Origin of the sequence: Winogradskyella maritima (assembly GCF_042650215.1) — a bacterium.
Classification (GTDB): Bacteria; Bacteroidota; Bacteroidia; order Flavobacteriales; family Flavobacteriaceae; genus Winogradskyella; species Winogradskyella maritima.
Window position 1 is genome coordinate 216244 of record NZ_JBHSAT010000023.1, and the last position, 17828, is coordinate 234071.

At 38.2% G+C, this 17828-nt stretch carries 15 protein-coding genes; 4 read left to right on the plus strand and 11 right to left on the minus strand.

Going from position 1 to position 17828, the window contains the following annotated elements:
- Positions 1-5 precede the first annotated feature (5 nt).
- Positions 6-530, plus strand: coding sequence for a DUF421 domain-containing protein (locus ACFOSX_RS14130; RefSeq protein ID WP_386102611.1), 525 nt, complete (start codon positions 6-8; stop codon positions 528-530).
- Between the two features lie 76 nt (positions 531-606).
- Here the strand turns inward: ACFOSX_RS14130 and secDF are convergent, their stop codons facing one another.
- From secDF to asnB, 9 genes are all read right to left on the minus strand, one after another.
- Positions 607-3618 carry a protein translocase subunit SecDF gene (gene secDF / locus ACFOSX_RS14135; RefSeq protein WP_386102614.1) on the minus strand — a complete coding sequence of 1004 codons (3012 nt, stop codon included), beginning with the start codon at positions 3616-3618 and terminating at the stop codon, positions 607-609.
- A gap of 159 nt (positions 3619-3777) precedes the next feature.
- A complete protein-coding gene (locus tag ACFOSX_RS14140) occupies positions 3778-4362 on the minus strand; it encodes a hypothetical protein (RefSeq protein WP_386102617.1) in 585 nt (194 codons plus the stop codon).
- Between the two features lie 173 nt (positions 4363-4535).
- Positions 4536-5189 (minus strand): hypothetical protein, encoded by a 654-nt coding sequence (locus tag ACFOSX_RS14145; RefSeq protein WP_386102620.1) that lies wholly within the window; start codon positions 5187-5189, stop codon positions 4536-4538.
- 164 nt (positions 5190-5353) lie between these two features.
- Positions 5354-6280 carry a malate dehydrogenase gene (gene mdh, locus ACFOSX_RS14150; RefSeq protein ID WP_386102623.1) on the minus strand — a complete coding sequence of 309 codons (927 nt, stop codon included), beginning with the start codon at positions 6278-6280 and terminating at the stop codon, positions 5354-5356.
- Positions 6281-6386: 106 nt separating this feature from the next.
- The gene (locus ACFOSX_RS14155) at positions 6387-7361 is read right to left on the minus strand and encodes a DUF6588 family protein (protein WP_386102626.1); all 975 of its coding nucleotides are present in this window, start codon (positions 7359-7361) and stop codon (positions 6387-6389) included.
- Between the two features lie 49 nt (positions 7362-7410).
- Positions 7411-8424, minus strand: a complete 1014-nt coding sequence (locus ACFOSX_RS14160) for a DUF6588 family protein (protein ID WP_386102629.1) — start codon at positions 8422-8424, stop codon at positions 7411-7413.
- A gap of 94 nt (positions 8425-8518) precedes the next feature.
- A complete protein-coding gene (gene gyrB / locus ACFOSX_RS14165) occupies positions 8519-10468 on the minus strand; it encodes a DNA topoisomerase (ATP-hydrolyzing) subunit B (protein WP_386102632.1) in 1950 nt (649 codons plus the stop codon).
- A 368-nt stretch (positions 10469-10836) separates the two neighbouring features.
- A complete protein-coding gene (locus ACFOSX_RS14170; protein ID WP_386102635.1) occupies positions 10837-11562 on the minus strand; it encodes a hypothetical protein in 726 nt (241 codons plus the stop codon).
- A 308-nt stretch (positions 11563-11870) separates the two neighbouring features.
- Positions 11871-13532, minus strand: coding sequence for an asparagine synthase B (asnB, locus tag ACFOSX_RS14175; protein ID WP_386102637.1), 1662 nt, complete (start codon positions 13530-13532; stop codon positions 11871-11873).
- A 238-nt stretch (positions 13533-13770) separates the two neighbouring features.
- Here asnB and ACFOSX_RS14180 point away from each other — a divergent pair, with 238 nt between their 5' ends.
- Positions 13771-14322 (plus strand): DUF2911 domain-containing protein, encoded by a 552-nt coding sequence (locus tag ACFOSX_RS14180; protein ID WP_386102640.1) that lies wholly within the window; start codon positions 13771-13773, stop codon positions 14320-14322.
- 124 nt (positions 14323-14446) lie between these two features.
- Here the strand turns inward: ACFOSX_RS14180 and ACFOSX_RS14185 are convergent, their stop codons facing one another.
- Positions 14447-15079, minus strand: coding sequence for a 7-carboxy-7-deazaguanine synthase QueE (locus ACFOSX_RS14185; protein WP_386102643.1), 633 nt, complete (start codon positions 15077-15079; stop codon positions 14447-14449).
- A 100-nt stretch (positions 15080-15179) separates the two neighbouring features.
- Positions 15180-15626, minus strand: a complete 447-nt coding sequence (locus ACFOSX_RS14190) for a RidA family protein (protein WP_386102646.1) — start codon at positions 15624-15626, stop codon at positions 15180-15182.
- 57 nt (positions 15627-15683) lie between these two features.
- On the opposite strand from ACFOSX_RS14190, the gene ACFOSX_RS14195 reads away from it, so the two are divergent.
- Both ACFOSX_RS14195 and ACFOSX_RS14200 read left to right on the plus strand, forming a co-directional pair.
- Positions 15684-17222, plus strand: a complete 1539-nt coding sequence (locus ACFOSX_RS14195; RefSeq protein WP_386102649.1) for a helicase HerA-like domain-containing protein — start codon at positions 15684-15686, stop codon at positions 17220-17222.
- A gap of 22 nt (positions 17223-17244) precedes the next feature.
- Positions 17245-17802, plus strand: a complete 558-nt coding sequence (locus ACFOSX_RS14200; RefSeq protein WP_386102652.1) for a hypothetical protein — start codon at positions 17245-17247, stop codon at positions 17800-17802.
- The last annotated feature ends 26 nt before the right edge of the window (positions 17803-17828 follow it).

The window sequence follows — 17828 nt, forward strand, 5'->3', positions numbered from 1 at the left end:
TTTATATGGAATGGATTTATAACATTAAAGACCCATTATGGGAAACATTGGTAGGTAGTTCACTTATCTTTTTGGTCATCATAGTACTCACTCGGCTGATAGGATTACGCTCATTCGCGAAATTTACGGCTTACGACTTTGCATTTACAGTGGCCATTGGTAGCATCATCTCCTCTACCCTGACATCCAGCACAACAATCGCCCATGGTGCAGTTGCCATAGCGAGTTTGCTTCTCCTAACTTTAATATTTTCAACGCTTCAGAGAAAATACAAATGGCTGAATAATGCAATCTCAAACCGTCCTTTATTACTAATGGATAAAGATGAGATTCTCTACGATAATTTAAGTTATGCACGTATCGATAAAGGACAATTGATCGCCAAACTTAGAGAAGCTAATGTTTTGGAATTTTCGCAAGTACAAGCCGTTGTATTAGAATCCACAGGAGCGATTTCCGTTTTACATAGCAATGATTCACAAGAAAAATTGAGTAAAGCCTTGCTCGAAGGTGTCAGACGCCATCCATAGTTAAATGCGAAAAAATCATAGAATAAAAAAACCTGACATTTCTGCCAGGGTTTATTACTTTATAGAGATTAAAAGCTTAAACTTCCTCCTCTTCTTCTACGACTTTCTTTTTCAATGATTCTGCCGCATCGCCTTTTTTGGCGGTGTCATACATAATCGGTGTTGCAATAAACAATGATGAATAGGTACCAACCAATACACCAACAATTAATGCGAACAAGAAACCTCTTAGAGAATCTGCACCCAAGAAGAACATCGCTAATAATACAACCAACGTTGTTAACGAGGTGTTCAAAGTTCTACTTAATGTACTGTTTAATGAGGCATTAATCGTTTTTCCGAACGGCCAACTTGTATGCTCATTCAAGAATTCACGGATTCTATCAAACACAACCACGGTATCATTCAGAGAGTAACCAATTACCGTTAATATGGCCGCAATAAATGCTTGGTCTATTTCCATACTAAATGGCATAAATTTGTAGGTCAATGAGAATATTCCCAATACAATCAATACATCGTGGAATACCGCCGCAACAGCACCCAATGAGAATTGCCATCTTTTAAATCGGATTAAGATATACAAGAAGACCACGACTAATGATCCTAGAATCGCCCAAAAGGATGACTTTTGAATATCATCTGCAATCGTCGGACTCACCTTGCTCGAAGACATCTTACCTATAGCCAAATCACCAGAACCATCTAAAAATTCTTGGTAGGTCATACCATCTGGAAGCAATGGCCTCAATGCATCAAATAGTTTGGATTGTACCTCCTCGTCTGCTTCTACAGTATTATCCTCAACTTTATATTTTGTTGAAATTTTTAATTGGTTGTCATCACCAATCGTTTTAACCTCAGCACTTCCAAATACTGCTGGGTCATTTAAAATAGATGTCACTTCCTCTGTACTTACTTGTTGATCAAATCGCACTTGATAGGTACGTCCACCAACGAAATCGATACCTGCATCCAATTTATTGGTGAATAAAGAGAATAAACTCGCCGCAATCAATAAGCCTGAAATGACATAAGCAATTTTACGTTTCTGCAAGAATTTGATATCTACATTTCTAAATAATCCTTTGGTCAAGGCTGTAGAGAATTCTAGTTTGCCACCTCGGTTCACATACCAATCTACCATTAAACGTGTAATAAAAATTGCTGTAAACAAAGAGGTTAAAATACCAATGATTAAAGTCGTTGCGAAACCTTTAATTGGCCCTGTTCCAAACAAGAATAAAATTAATGCTGTTAATCCTGTAGTAATATTTGCGTCTAAAATTGAAGACAAAGCATTTGCAAAACCGTCTTTAATTGCCGCTTTCTGATCTTTACCCTTATACAATTCTTCTCGGATACGCTCAAAGATAAGTACATTGGCATCTACCGAAATACCTATGGTTAATACAATACCTGCAATACCAGGTAAGGTTAAAACAGCACCTAATCCCGATAATACACCAAAGATTAAAAGAATGTTCAATAACAAGGCAATATCGGCAAATCCACCACCTTTTCCGTAATAGAAAATCATCCAGATTAAAACAAAAGCTAAAGCGATTAGGAAGGAACGCATCCCAGAATCAATAGCCTCTTGGCCTAAAGATGGTCCTATTTCCTCAGCTTGAATAATTTCAGCAGAAGCTGGTAATTTACCAGCACGCAATACGTTGGCTAAATCAATAGCCTCAGTCAATTTAAAACTTCCTGAAATCTGTGAGTTACCACCAGAAATTCCTCCAGGCGTAGTTACACCAGGCGCAGAATAAACGATGTTATCTAGGACAATAGCAATATTACCTTGTGTTTCATTAGCCTCTCGCGTCATTTCTTCCCAAATCTTTGCTCCTTTGGCATTCATCTGCATGGATACTGCCGGCTTATTGTACTGGTCATAGTCTTGACGTGCATCCGTAATAACGGAACCACTTAATTGAGGCTGGTCTTCTCTATTACTTTTTAAGGCGTAAAGATTTATAAATTCTGAAGCCTCATCTGCTGGTTTTTCCCAAGCAAAACGGGCATAACGATAATCAGGGCCTAATAAGTCACGGTTTTCTTCCAACTTCGCCAATACATAATCTCTATCCTTAGCTAAGAACGTTCCGATGATTGGGCCACCTTGTCCTAAGCCTTGAATACGTAAAGGGTTTTGGTCATTAGCATCTACGGCTGTAGAATCTTGCTCAATTTGTCCGGTCAACGCTTCAATAGCACTGTCTGTGGAATCAATTTCAGTCGTTGCTTCTTCTGTTTCATCAGTGTCTTCTACATTATTTGCGTCTTGTGCTTCAACCAATCTTTGGTTCACCTGTAGTAAGTAACCTGCTAAATCTTGGGTTTTAAAAGTTTCCCAGAACTGTAACTGAGCTGTAGTTGAAAATACTTTAATTGCTCTCTCCTTGTCTTTAACTCCAGGCAGTTCAATTAAAATTCGACCTGTATTGCCTAAACGCTGAATGTTTGGAGAGGTTACCCCAAAACCATCAATACGACTACGCAAGACTTCAAAAGCAGAAACGATAGACTCATCAACCTTACGCTCAATGATGGTCTTTACTTCGTCATCCGACATGTCAAATTCAATCTCCTCTAACGAACGGTTAGCAAAAATATCTGGAGAAGCCAATTTGGTATCGCCTTTAATCTCATCAAAAGCGCTAAAGAAGGACTCCAAATATGAATCCTGAGAATCTTTTTGGTCTTCACTCGCCTGCTCTAAGGCCTGATTAAAAACTGGGTCCTTACTATTATTGGCTAAGCCTTTTAAGATATCCTTTACAGAAATCTGAATAATAGCGTTGATACCACCTTTAAGGTCAAGACCTAGATTCATGGCGTTGTCTTTCACTTCATTGTACGTGAAGTTTTTCACCCCTAAATTGTATACTTCCGTGGTACTTATAGAATCTAAATACCGGGCTTCAGCATCGGCTCTAAGCGCTGGTTCTTCGTACTTGGCTTGCGCGAATTGCTCCGCTTCCGATTCTAATTGATTGGCCTTAAACGTAAAGCTCAACTGGTAAATACTTACCAATCCAAACAGAATCGCGAACAGTTTTACTATTCCTTTGTTTTGCATTTTGTGTTTGTTTTATGCCGATTTTATTTCGAATACATTTCGAACTAAAAACACGACAATGGTTTGATTTTAATTTTGAAATAATTGCTTTTCTAAAGTTTGAAAAGACTTGGTTTTGGTTTGAATTCGAAAGTTGAAGACATCTTCTATAGTTCGAATTTAAGCGATTGAAGGTCCAGCACGTGTCTCTGGAATCTGATAGGATTTATCATCAACATACTCATGATTTGAATATGCGTTATTTAAGTTTGAAGCAGTTTGAAACCCTGAAAAAGATACTACGTTCGAAGAGAACTCATTATCAAGGTCGTAGATTTTATGCCCTTCAAATCCTGGTTTGTATTCCACAACCTGAACACCATCCAGACTTCCGGCTGGCACCTGCTGAGCATATATTTGAGACACATTAACTGAAAAACGCTCAGTATTTGATTCGTCCGATTGCCTTTCCGAAGTCGATAATTCTAAAATATCTGACTGGCCAAGAACGGCTTCAATACTTGATACATTGGCTTGGCTATAGTACGCAATGGTTAATTGACCGCTATCCGATTTAGAAATGGAAAGCTCCGTAATGCCAACGGCACCGAGCTGTTTGGTCACCAATGCAATGGCATCAGAAGCATCTTGCGTTTCAGAAACGCTAACGATAATCTGTTGGTTAGGCGATTGGCTTTCGTTTTGGTGGATACCCACCACTAACAAAAGTGCAATCAATAGCCCTAAATGCCATTTTAATTTCATGCGCCAAATATAACAAAAAGAGGGTATTTGAGAAGTATTCTTAGCCTGTCATTCTGAATTTATTTCAGAATCTTCACGAACTTAGTTTTTGATTCTTATTAGAATCTGAAACGAGTTCAGATTGACAAAGGTTAAACTTTTCAAATACCCTCAAGATTGATATCTTTTAGAGTTTACTGCCCTATGTTTTTATAACCTTCAGGAGGTGTCATGTCTAACTTTGATTCATCAACTGATTCACTGACCATTTCTGTTATCTCAGTGGTAATCGTCATGTTAGTACCCTGTTGGTTCATTTTCATAACCATATACAATGGAAAACCATTCACCTTGCCTGCCAATACAGCAGTTTGCTGTGTTAAAATTGGCTTTATTTTTTCGGTTACAAATAATTCCATTTCAATAGTCTGGCCTTCTACGTCGGCACTGACCGTATACTGCTTGCACTCATACCCTAAAATGGTTTTTGTCTCTGTGCCTTTCTCGATTTTAATCGATTCTAAAGTCTCTTCAGTTGGTTTAACAGACTGCTTAGAGTACATTTTCCCTCCCGGTGTATCCATTATCATCAACATCTCATGTGCATCATTGTCAGTTATAACAGTGATATCTCCAGACATAGGGTTTGAGGTTTCAGTACGTGATTTACTCCCCTTAACATAAGTGGTACTTACAATGTCGCCTATTGACGCCATCATGGCACTCATTTGTTCGTTATCTGAAGTAATGGTTTGCTTAGAAATCATTTTACCTTCTTCAAACTTTTCCTGCGCCAATGCTGTAAAAGAGATTGACAATGCCATCACGGCAAATAGTATTTTTTTCATAATGTATTTAATTAAAAAGAAGTTCTTCAAAAGTAATTCATCAGTCATTTCGAGCGGAGTCGAGAAAATTTAATTTCTAATTTTCATTGCATTTCGACTGCGCTCAATGTGACAGAGCCAATGAATTATGACTTTTAAAAAGCCTCTTTAATTATTTATTAATATTAAAGCTCTAACAAGCCGTTGGTTTTCTTAACACCTTCGGCGCTTTCGCTCATGTGCGCTTTTTCAGCATCACTTAATTCTATTTCAACAATTTTCTCGATGCCGTTACGCCCTAAAATCACAGGAACACCAATACATAAATCGTCTAATCCGTACTCGCCAGCTAATAGCGTTGAACATGGATACATTTTCTTTTGGTCACAGGCAATCGCTTGCACTAATCCTGAAACCGCGGCGCCTGGCGCATACCAAGCTGAAGTTCCCAATAATTTGGTTAAAGTTGCCCCACCAACTTTGGTGTCTTCCTTTACTTGATTTAAACGTTCTTCAGACAAAAATTCCGAAACCTTTACAGAGTTACGCGTCGCATGTGCCGTTAATGGCACCATACCTTTATCACTATGGCCACCAATCACCATACCGTCAACATCCGAAATTGGTGCGTCTAAAGCTTCGGCCAAACGGTATTTGAATCGTGCTGAATCTAAAGCACCACCCATACCAATGATTCTATGCTTAGGCAAACCTGTTGTTTTGTGTACCAAATACGTCATAGTATCCATAGGGTTACTCACTACGATGATAATGGTTTCTGGTGAATGCTCAATTAAACTCGCAGATACAGATTTTACAATACCAGCGTTGATACCGATTAACTCTTCACGCGTCATCCCTGGTTTTCTTGGAATACCAGAGGTAATCACACAAATATCGCTACCTGCCGTTTTAGAATAATCACTTGTACTTCCTGTTATTTTGGTATCAAAACCGTTTAAAGAAGCGGTCTGCATAAGGTCCATTGCCTTTCCTTCGGCGTAACCTTCTTTGATATCCAACAAAACAACTTCTGATGCAAAATTCTTAATAGCAATGTACTCAGCGCAACTTGCACCTACTGCTCCTGCTCCAACGACTGTAACTTTCATTTAATTTTATGTGTTTGGTTCTTGTTCAATTTTAAGAATTGCAAAAGTACGAAATCCCCAAACCATTAAGAAGTTAAAAACTGTTAGAATTCTTTAGTTTGAAGGACTAAAGATTGTAATTGACACCAAAGGTAACATTAGCAAAATTCCCGAAAGTGAGCATAGAGCTAATGGAAAAATCGCCTAGGTCGTAATTGAGTCCTAAATCGGCTTTAAATACAGATTCTGAATTGCTGGTATTCTCTAGGACACCATTCAAAATAGACAAAATCAAATCGCCGTCACCACCTACCTGATAATCGAAATTCCCAGAAATAAGTCCAGCACCTCCGGAAATGGAAAGTTTATTCAATTGTTGCGAAGCATTTATTTGAAAGGTATACGAATCGCCTTGAACTGCAACGGAATTTAAATTACCAATGACCACATTGATATTACTGAAAGTATCTTCTACGTTAAAGTTTGAATAATTGGCCAAAACCGATAAGCTAAAGTCTGAATCATCGGCCATAAACCATTGCGAGAGATTATGGTGCAACCCAAATCCAAACGTATCATAACTGGTTTCCTTCACTTTTACTTTTGGCGAATACCGAACAATTATACTTGTGCCTTTCCAGAATGTCAAGGCCGCTTGAATGTTGGCTTGGCTCACAAAATCTTCATCAATACCTTCTGGTGCAGTAAATCTGAAAGTATCATCGTTTATCATACCTTCTAACTGCAACACATCCGTACCTCCAATCGAGGTTGGTAAATTTACAAACCGCTCTTCGGACAAAACGCGGAGATTCAGCAAGTCGTTTTGGTCTAACCTGAAGGTTTTAAATTTTTCGGGTAAAAATAATACACTCCCTTGCACAGACAGTTCTAGGTGCCATTGTTTACGCTTTTTTGCACTGGTATACCATGCCGATGAAGCCTGAATGGAAACACCTTCGGCCGCCGGATTTATATATTGTTGCGATAAAAAGATAAGATCGGTGACGACATTATCGATGTCCTCATTAGATTGTGAAAAAGACGAAAAACTGAAAAGAACGGCAACAAGAAACATTGCCCGTCTATAAACTGGTAGCATAGTTAGGTTTGATGATTAATAGCACTTAAAAGTACAAAATATTCTTAGCCTAGAATGAAAAATTCAATCCTAACGAGGCACTATTAAATTCAGCAATAGTATAGTCCGCATTGATACCAAAGAATCCGATTTTAACATTGGCGCCTACCGATGCTCTAATACCTGAAATATCTTTTTCGATAGAAAATGGGTCTGTAATTTCTTCAGAAAATAAAAATCCATCAGAAACTCTATAAGTTCCCAAAAAATCCGAATTTGATGTACCCGCCAAATAGCCTATACCGCCATAAAAATTAAAGACTTTCAATTTTGTACCTACAATCAATTGGCCCAAAAACGTACGGACATCTTTATCTATTTTCTGATTTTCGCCATCTATTGTACTTGTATCCGTAAAATCGTAAGTTGCATCGAGATGGGTATAGGACACCAACCCTGAAATAGCTACAGGGAAAACAGATTCCGCTGGTAGCCATTTGGTGAATTCTTGTTGAATACCAACACCGTATAAACCAATTTCAGCATCTTCGGATTCTACCTTTGGAAAAAATCGTGCCTTAAGTGCTGTACCATCAAAAATGTTAAAGCTCCCTTGCAAAAATGCTGTAGGAATGATATTTATATTTTCCGCTCCAATACCTGTTGGTAAGATTAATTCTACCTCACTTCCACCGAAAATAGGATCATCGTATTCTACGATTACGGTAATGTCAGGATCGTTATGACCCAAAGCGGTAGCCACATTTATAGACGGACTCCCATCAGGAAATCGAACATTATTATAATCAGCGACGTTTAAGCTAAATGTCTTATGCTCGTCTTTAATAAAATTGGCATTAGCAATAACCGACAACTGAAATTTAAATTGCCCACCAACCTCAGCGCTGTTAAACCAACCATTATTAATACCGTAGGCCAGTCCATCTGAAGCGGGATCTATATAATCTGAGGTAAATTGTTTTGCATCCTGGACACCTGCCGCTAATAAGTCATTCACATTTTGCTGTGCATTAGTCGTATATGCAACAAGGGAAAGTGCAATGAGAAGAAGTAATCGTTTCATTGAATTGGGGTTTTGAGTTTATAATATGCCTCAAATATAAAAGGCAATTACTTTATTTACGTAACTGCCTTTGAAATGGTTTTATTGTTATTGCTTATGCGTCAATATTCGCATAAATGGCATTCTTTTCAATGAATGCTCTACGTGGCGGAACTTCATCACCCATTAACATAGAGAAAATGCGGTCAGCTTCTACACCGTTATCAATCTGCACCAAACGCATGGTTCTAAATTCAGGATTCATAGTGGTATCCCACAATTGTTCTGCATTCATCTCACCTAAACCTTTGTAACGTTGAATCTTAGAGCCATCTCCAAAATTTTCGATGATTTCATCGCGTTCCTTATCTGACCAAGCGTATTGTTTCTTGGCACCTTTCTTTATTAAATAAAGTGGCGGTGTGGCAATATAGATATGGCCGTTCTCAACCAGCTCCTTCATATACCTAAAGAAGAAAGTTAAAATCAATGTAGCAATGTGACTACCATCAATATCGGCATCACACATAATCACAACTTTGTGGTAGCGTAATTTTGAAAGATTCAATGCACGTGGGTCTTCTTCGGTACCTATAGTAACACCTAATGCCGTAAAGATATTTTTGATTTCCTCATTTTCGAAAACCTTATGTTGCATAGCTTTTTCCACATTAAGAATTTTACCTCTCAATGGAAGAATCGCTTGAAATGCTCTATCTCTACCCTGCTTGGCCGTTCCACCCGCCGAGTCACCCTCAACTAGGAACACCTCGCATTCCGCAGGGTCTTGCTCAGAACAATCTGACAGTTTTCCTGGCAAACCACCAATACTCATTACTGTTTTACGCTGTACCATTTCACGGGCTTTCTGAGCCGCATGACGGGCTTGCGCTGCAAGGATTACTTTCTGAACAATGATTTTTGCATCATCAGGATTTTCTTCTAAGTAATCCGTTAACATTTCTGAAACCGCTTGAGAAACAGATGCTGAAACTTCTCTGTTACCCAATTTTGTTTTGGTCTGCCCTTCAAACTGAGGCTCTTGTACTTTTACAGATACAATAGCTGTTAAGCCTTCACGGAAATCGTCACCGGCAATGTCGAACTTTAACTTATCCAACATACCAGAACTGTCGGCGTATTTTTTAAGCGTATGTGTTAACCCACGACGGAAACCAGACAAGTGTGTTCCACCTTCGTGTGTGTTAATATTGTTTACATACGAATGTAAATTTTCGGCATAACTCGTATTATAAACCATTGCAACCTCAACAGGTACGCCATTTTTTTCGCCTTCAAAAGCGATAACGTTTTTCATTAAAGGTTCGCGATTACCATCCAAAAATTGTACGAATTCTGTTAATCCGTTTTCAGAATGAAACGTTTCGCCTTCAAAAGAACCATCTTCTTTCTTGTGACGTCTATCTACAAGATGCACCGTAATGCCTTTATTCAAAAAAGCCAACTCACGCATACGACTTGCTAAAGTATCGTAATTGTACTCTAAAGTCTGGGTAAATATTGTAGGGTCTGGTTTAAAGGTTACCGTTGTTCCGCGTTTATCAGTATCACCAACTGTTTTTACTGGATATTTTGGTTTTCCTCTTTCGTATTCTTGCTCCCAAATTTTACCTTCTCTGTAAACCGTTGCTTTTAAGCTTTCAGAAAGTGCGTTAACACAACTTACACCAACTCCGTGAAGTCCACCAGAAACCTTGTAAGAATCTTTATCAAACTTACCACCAGCACCAATTTTAGTCATAACAACCTCAAGTGCCGATACGCCTTCTTTTTTATGAAGACCTGTTGGGATACCACGACCATCATCTTCTGTGGTTATGGAATTATCTTCGTTAATAGTTACCGTTATATTGTCACAATGACCAGCCAAAGCTTCGTCAATAGAGTTATCTACAACCTCATAAACTAAATGGTGTAAACCTCGTGTGCCAACGTCTCCAATATACATCGAAGGACGCATACGCACGTGCTCCATACCTTCTAAGGCTTGGATACTATCAGCAGAATAGCCGTGTTCGTTAAAGCTTTCTTTTTTTTCGCTCATAAAAACTATTGTTTATTTCTATTTTTTATTAATTATCACTCATTTAAAAGAGTTCAAATGTTTCAATTTTAAATCCCATAAAAAAAGACGCTTTTGCGCCCTTTCTGAGTACTATCAAATATACGAAATAAAGCTTCTTTTTTAAAGCTTTTTGTCGAGTTTCGGTGATAATTATCAACATTTGTTAATTACCCAAAAGTGTCTTAAATCGTCTAAAAAGTAGCTTAAAATCGATTTTAGATGTTTTTTATGTATCCAGAAATTGTAATTTATTCTTGAAAGGCTTAGATATCATATTTCAACATTTCTTCTAACAAAAAACAGCGCTTAAAAGCGCTGTTTTATATGATTTTTTAAGACAACAATTATCAGTTAGAATCAGGTCTGTAACTGATTGTTTTATCCAACTTATACATATCCTCTGTGACATTTTTTATAGAGGCCGCGAGTTTAGATTGTATGTTCTTCAATTTATCAGCACCATGCTTTTCTGCATATATTTTCCATGGATTAAATTCATCCTCGCCCATGGCTTCAAAATTATCATAAAAGAAAACAACAGCAAACTCATGCTCTGCGCCACTTTTAGAAGCTAGCCAATGTGCATTGTAACCTTCCATATCTTTGACAGTGTTAGTAAGTTCAGCAATCAATGCGCTAAATTCAAAAGGATTCTTAACATCAAAAGTCATATAATTTACCACATTGCCAACCGGCGGTGTCTTGGCCGACCAATCTAATAATGGTGACATTAAGTAACTATGGTAGCTGGTAGATGCATCCATAATTTTTGGCATATGTTCATTTTGACATTTTTTTGTGACATCGGAAGATTCTTTATCCAAATCGGCAAAAGTATTCACATTTCTAACAAAATTAATTTGAGTCCCCTCGCCTTGTTGGCGCCACCAAGCATCATAACTGCCATCCCAGTTATTGGTTTTAAGACAGGCTGTATAGTCAGCCATGGCTTTGTAAAATGCTGGTTCATGACCGTGTTTTACATCGACCTCTATCATTTCAACCATTGCTGGAGCATTTTGCGCAAAGCCCAAGAATGGTAACAAACACATAAACATTACTAATTTTTTCATTGTATTGATTTTAAATTGGTTAATAGAAATCCATACGCATTAAGAAAAAGTCTTAGCGGAAATGAGGCACTCTTAAAAAATCGTGGGCTATAAATCTAACTGAAAGATAGTATAAATTTTAATAAAATATTCATTTAAGTGACTTATTGTCAATATTTTAAAAATCATATTTGTAAGATTATTCAATTTTAAAATATCACTATGTAAGAAAATAAATTCAGAAGCGTAGTTCTACGTACATGGTATCTAAAAACTAAAAAAGCCACGCTATTTGCGTGGCTTCATCCATTAAATTTAAGTGATGAGGCTTAGTAACTATCCTCATGTACTTGAGCTATTGCACGACCCGAAGGCTCATTCATACTTTTAAATGCTTCGTCCCACTCCAATGCTTTCGCCGTACTACAAGCTACGCTTGCTTCCTGTGGTACGCTTAAAGCAGCAGCGTCGCTAGGGAAATGCCCTTCAAATATGGTTCGGTAGTAATATTCTTCTTTATTTAAAGGTGTATTTATCGGGAATCTAAAGTGGGCATTAGCCATTTGCTCGTCCGTCACTTCCTGGTCAACGATATCCTTCAAGGTATCTATCCAGCTGTAACCAACACCGTCACTAAATTGTTCTTTTTGTCGCCATGCCACGCTTTCTGGCAACATATCTTCAAATGCTGTTCGGATGACCCATTTTTCCATACGCTCGCCATTTATCATTTTATCTTTTGGATTGATTCGCATAGCAACGTCCATGAATTCCTTATCCAAAAACGGTACACGTCCTTCAATTCCCCAGGCCATTAAACTTTTGTTAGCTCTTAAGCAATCATACATGTGCAATTTATCTAATTTACGAACCGTTTCTTCGTGAAACTCCTGTGCGTTAGGCGCTTTGTGAAAATACAGATAGCCTCCAAAGATCTCGTCGGCACCTTCTCCTGACAATACCATTTTTATCCCCATCGATTTAATAACGCGCGCCATAAGATACATTGGCGTGGACGAACGGATTGTAGTGATATCATAGGTTTCAATATTATAAATAACATCCTTGATTGCATCCAAGCCTTCCTGAATAGTAAACTTAATTTCGTGATGTACGGTACCGATATGGTCAGCTACTTTTTGTGCTGCGGCCAAATCTGGAGAACCTTCCAATCCTACTGAAAAACTGTGCAATTGTGGCCACCATGCTTTTTCCTTATCATCCGCTTCAATACGTCTCTCTGCATATTTTTTAGCAATCGCAGACGTCACTGAGGAATCTAGACCTCCCGACAACAGCACACCGTAAGGCACATCACTCATCAACTGTCTGTGTACCGCATCTTCAAGAGTCTGACGTACTTCCGCAATACTTGTTTCATTGTCTTTTACAGCTTCGTATTCCTTCCAGTCCCTTTTATACCATTCTATCAATGCACCATCTTTACTACTCATGTAATGCCCAGGAGGAAATAATTCAATCTTAGTACAAACGCCTTCCAAAGCCTTCAATTCTGAAGCCACGTAAAATGTACCGTGCTTATCCCAACCCATATACAGTGGAACAATCCCCATGTGGTCACGCGCAATGAAATATTCGTCTTTTTCAACATCGTATAGGGCAAATGCGAAAATACCGTTCATGTCATCTACGAAATCATATCCTTTTTCTTGATATAAGGCTAGAATGACTTCGCAGTCACTTTCCGTTTGAAATTCATAATTCGGAAATTGAGCCCTAAGCTTTCTGTGGTTATAGATTTCTCCATTGGCGGCCAAAATCAGTTTTTGGTCTTTCGAAAACAAGGGTTGTTTTCCTGACGCTGGGTCTACAATCGCCAAGCGCTCATGAGCCATAATTACTTTCTCATCGCTGTAAATACCGCTCCAATCTGGACCACGATGCCTAATGCTTTTCGCCATTTCCAAAACCTGAGGCCTTAATGTTTCTGAGGTTTGCTTTATATCAAATGCACATACTATACCGCACATAACTTTCTGTTTTTGTAATTAATATGAAGCAAATATGGATTTAAAGTTTCAATAATTAAACAGTAATACATTTAATGATTATAATTTAAAACATTAAAATGTTAATTTATTATATTATGAAAGAATTCAATAACAAAAACAGTGATTTACATTACATCTGTAAACTTTAATATTTCTTTACGACTCTTCAGACATTAAAACCTCTAATTTTAACCAATTCAAAAATTCAAAACTTATTATGAAAACTTCAAAACTTATAGCATCAGTTGCCTTTGCATTTATGATGTTAGTATCATTCAATTCAAACGCACAAAAATTTTCTGGATTAGATAAAAGCCCGATGGATGCGGCATCTTATCCTTCTGACTACAAAGTTTCTGACAAAGCGATTAAAGTGGTATATAGTCGTCCACAATTAAAAGGGCGTTCTATTGATAAACTAGCGCCTAAAGGAAAAGTATGGCGTTTAGGAGCCAATGAGGCGGCAGAATTGCATGTTTATAAAGACATGACGCTTAACGGCGAAAAGGTAAACGAAGGAACGTACACTTTATATGCTATGCCAGGTGATGGTGAATGGACAGTGATTGTAAGTGAAGACCTTAATGTTTGGGGAAGTTATTTCTATAAGGAAGAAAACGATGTGGCTAGAATCACTGTTCCTGTAACAGAAGATTCCGAATCCCTGGAAGCTTTTTCTATGGCTTTTACAGAATCTGAGGATGGCGTGCACTTACACATGGGCTGGGGCACTGCACGTGTTGCCGTACCTTTTGTTTTGGCTAAGTAAGTCTTACAACGTTATAAAATTCTAAAAGTCTCGATAATTTATATTGTCGGGGCTTTTTTATATGGTGCTATTTCTCGCTAAAGCACAAAGCTGAAAAGATAGACGGAACAGGGATTAACAAATACTACGGAATATTCAAATACTTGTGTGTCTGTAAACTGACTTTCCATTTAGGATTAGCCATAACGTAGTCGACAATCTGAGGTATCATTTTATCGCGCTTGGACCATTCGGGTTGCAAATAGAGTATGCAATCATTACCTACTTTCTCAGCTTGTTCTTCAGCGAATCTAAAATCATCCTTATTGTAGATGATGCATTTAAGCTCATTGGCTTTTGAAGAAACTTCTTCTGTCGGAAGTTTATTTTTTTTTGGCGAGAGGCAAATCCAGTCCCATTCACCTGTTAATTTGTATGCGCCAGAAGTTTCAATATGGGTTTGAACGCCTTTCGCTTTTAATTGCGTAGTCAAGGGATTCATGTCCCACATCAAAGGTTCTCCACCAGTGACGACAATCGTATTACTGTATTTTACGGCATTTTCGACAATCTTTCCGGTTTCGGTCGGAGGATGTAATTCTGCTAACCAACTTTCTTTGACATCGCACCAATGGCAACCGACATCGCAACCACCAATTCGTACGAAATAAGCAGCCGTTCCTTTGTGGTAGCCTTCGCCTTGTATGGTGTAGAATTCCTCCATCAATGGCAATAAAAAGCCTTTGTCTATTTGCTCTTGTCGTTCTCGTCTCGTCATAGCGGGCAAATATATTGATAAGTTTACAGTTTTCAGTAGCAGTTCTCAGTAAATCATGTGACAGAAACTAAGCCTGCCAATTGGAACTGTCAACTGAATACTACTTAGCTGCAATCACATCAATCTCAATACTCGCACCTCCTGCCAATCCTGATGCAGCGAAAGTCGTACGGGCGGGCTTTTTGGTGAAGTATTTTGTGTAAACGGAATTAAAGGCACTAAAATCATTAATATCCTTTAGAATCACAGTGCACTTTACAACATTATCCAATCCCAATCCGTGATGTTCCAAAACGTTTTTAATGTTTTCAATAACTTGTTTAGTTTCCGCTTCTATACCACCTTCAGCTAGTTTCCCAGCTTTGTGGTCTTTTCCGATTTGTCCGGTTAGAAAAAGTAAATCATCCGTTTCTACAGCATCACTAAATGGCACATTAGCACGACTAGGTTCATGCGATTCATGGAAAATAATTTCGCTTGAATCATTCTTACATGCCTGAAAACAAACACTTGACAAAATGGTTAATGCCAACAGATATTTCTTCATAATTCTTGTTTTAATCTTCCTTAAAATTACGCTATTTTTATACAAATATTAAGACGTATGAGCAAGCGCGATACTTTTTTTAAACATATTACAGAAGGTAATACCAACAAAGGAGAATTCATAACATTGGGTGCGGCGATGTTAGATGGCGAAACCATAAAAGATGCTTTTGTCAATGTTCCCTTAAAAACCATGAACAGACACGGTTTAATCGCTGGAGCTACCGGAACCGGGAAGACAAAAACGCTTCAGGTGTTGGCTGAGAATTTGTCCGAAAAAGGAGTCCCTGTTTTACTTATGGATATTAAAGGTGACCTCAGTGGTTTGGCGCAACCAAGTCCAGGACATCCAAAAATTGATGAACGTCATGAGAAAATAGGATTGCCATTTGACGCCAAAGCTTTTCCTGTTGAAATTATGACGCTTTCTGAACAAGATGGTGTGAGACTTCGTGCGACGATAAGTGAATTCGGGCCCGTTTTGATTTCAAGAATATTAGATGTTACAGAAACCCAGGCAGGAATCATTTCCGTCATCTTCAAATACTGCGATGACAATAAATTACCGCTTTTAGATATTAAGGATTTTAAAAAGATTCTTCAATACGCCACAGGAGAAGGCAAAAAGGAATTTGAAGAGGCTTACGGCCGAATTTCAACTGCGTCAACTGGAGCCATTTTAAGAAAATTAGTCGAGATAGAACAGCAAGGTGGTGATATTTTCTTTGGGGAAAAATCATTTGAAACGGATGATTTGCTTAGAGTAGACGAAAATGGTCGTGGGTATATTAACATCATTCGCTTAACTGATATTCAGGATAAACCGAAGTTGTTCTCCACCTTTATGCTGAGTCTGTTGGCTGAGATATATTCTACCTTCCCGGAGCAGGGCGATTCTGGTAGACCGGAACTTATCATGTTCATTGACGAGGCACATCTTATTTTTGATGAAGCCTCGAAAGCATTGTTGAGTCAGATTGAAAGTATTGTAAAACTCATAAGAAGTAAAGGCGTCGGTTTATATTTTGTGACCCAGAATCCTACAGACGTCCCTGAAGCAGTTTTGAGCCAACTTGGACTCAAAGTACAACATGCTTTGAGAGCGTTTACTGCCAAAGACCGAAAAGCCATAAAACTGACGGCTCAGAATTATCCAGATACCGATTATTATGATACAGCAGAAGTATTGACCTCACTCGGAATTGGAGAAGCATTAGTCAGTGCCTTAAATGAGAAAGGTAAGCCAACGCCGTTGGCGGCCACCATGATGCGCGCGCCAATGAGCAGAATGGATGTATTGACCAGCAAGGAGTTGAATCAACTGTTGTCAGACTCCAAACTCACCAAAAAATACAATGAAGAAATAGACCGCGAGAGTGCTTATGAAATGCTGAACGCTAAGATTGAAAAAGCCGAAGCCGAGGAAGCCAAAGAAAAGGCCCGAAAAGAAAAAGAAGCACTCAAAAAAGCAGAGTCCAAAAGAAAAGCCTCGACCAACCGTCGCAGAAGCACCAAACAAAACCCAATTATTAAAGTATTATCAAGCCCAACCGTGATACGTAGTGTCCTTGGTATCTTGACGAAAATGTTAAAGTAAATCCCATTCAAATTAAACCTAAATGAAAAAAACTCTTTTCAGCGTCATCGCTGTACTTTGCCTCATCATCAGTTGTTCTTCGGAACCTAAAGTTGACCCCTTCAACATTGGAAAAACAAATATTGGCTACCTCAACGATTCTACACAAGTCAAGGATTTGAATACCATTTTTAAGAACGATTCGCTCTTTAATTTTAAGGAAGATGATGGCTTTACTGGCAACATCAACAACATTGAAGTATTTGAAAAAAATGGCAATCCATTACTTATCATTACACCGTCTGAGGCTTTGGATTCCACGGCTGTATTGAGTAGTATTCGTATTATGGATTCTCGCTATGCTACTGATAAAGGTATTTCTACGATGAGCACTTTTAAGGACATTAAGGACGCTTATAAAATAAACAGTATTTCAAATCTAATTAGCACAATCGTCGTCAACGTCAATGAAATTAATGCCTCGTTTACTATAGATAAAAATGAATTACCCGCAAACATGCGGTTTGATATGGACATGACGATTGACCCGATTCAAATTCCGGATAACGCCAAAATAAAATATTTTATCGTACACTGGTAATACGGTATCTTTACAAAAATTAATAG

Excerpts from the sequence above, each read along its gene's own strand:
- ACFOSX_RS14130 (WP_386102611.1), top strand. The coding sequence starts at position 6 with ATGGAATGGATTTATAACATTAAAGACCCATTATGGGAAACATTGGTA.
- secDF (WP_386102614.1), bottom strand. The coding sequence starts at position 3,618 with ATGCAAAACAAAGGAATAGTAAAACTGTTCGCGATTCTGTTTGGATTG.
- ACFOSX_RS14140 (WP_386102617.1), bottom strand. The coding sequence starts at position 4,362 with ATGAAATTAAAATGGCATTTAGGGCTATTGATTGCACTTTTGTTAGTG.
- ACFOSX_RS14145 (WP_386102620.1), bottom strand. The coding sequence starts at position 5,189 with ATGAAAAAAATACTATTTGCCGTGATGGCATTGTCAATCTCTTTTACA.
- mdh (WP_386102623.1), bottom strand. The coding sequence starts at position 6,280 with ATGAAAGTTACAGTCGTTGGAGCAGGAGCAGTAGGTGCAAGTTGCGCT.
- ACFOSX_RS14155 (WP_386102626.1), bottom strand. The coding sequence starts at position 7,361 with ATGCTACCAGTTTATAGACGGGCAATGTTTCTTGTTGCCGTTCTTTTC.
- ACFOSX_RS14160 (WP_386102629.1), bottom strand. The coding sequence starts at position 8,424 with ATGAAACGATTACTTCTTCTCATTGCACTTTCCCTTGTTGCATATACG.
- gyrB (WP_386102632.1), bottom strand. The coding sequence starts at position 10,468 with ATGAGCGAAAAAAAAGAAAGCTTTAACGAACACGGCTATTCTGCTGAT.
- ACFOSX_RS14170 (WP_386102635.1), bottom strand. The coding sequence starts at position 11,562 with ATGAAAAAATTAGTAATGTTTATGTGTTTGTTACCATTCTTGGGCTTT.
- asnB (WP_386102637.1), bottom strand. The coding sequence starts at position 13,532 with ATGTGCGGTATAGTATGTGCATTTGATATAAAGCAAACCTCAGAAACA.
- ACFOSX_RS14180 (WP_386102640.1), top strand. The coding sequence starts at position 13,771 with ATGAAAACTTCAAAACTTATAGCATCAGTTGCCTTTGCATTTATGATG.
- ACFOSX_RS14185 (WP_386102643.1), bottom strand. The coding sequence starts at position 15,079 with ATGACGAGACGAGAACGACAAGAGCAAATAGACAAAGGCTTTTTATTG.
- ACFOSX_RS14190 (WP_386102646.1), bottom strand. The coding sequence starts at position 15,626 with ATGAAGAAATATCTGTTGGCATTAACCATTTTGTCAAGTGTTTGTTTT.
- ACFOSX_RS14195 (WP_386102649.1), top strand. The coding sequence starts at position 15,684 with ATGAGCAAGCGCGATACTTTTTTTAAACATATTACAGAAGGTAATACC.
- ACFOSX_RS14200 (WP_386102652.1), top strand. The coding sequence starts at position 17,245 with ATGAAAAAAACTCTTTTCAGCGTCATCGCTGTACTTTGCCTCATCATC.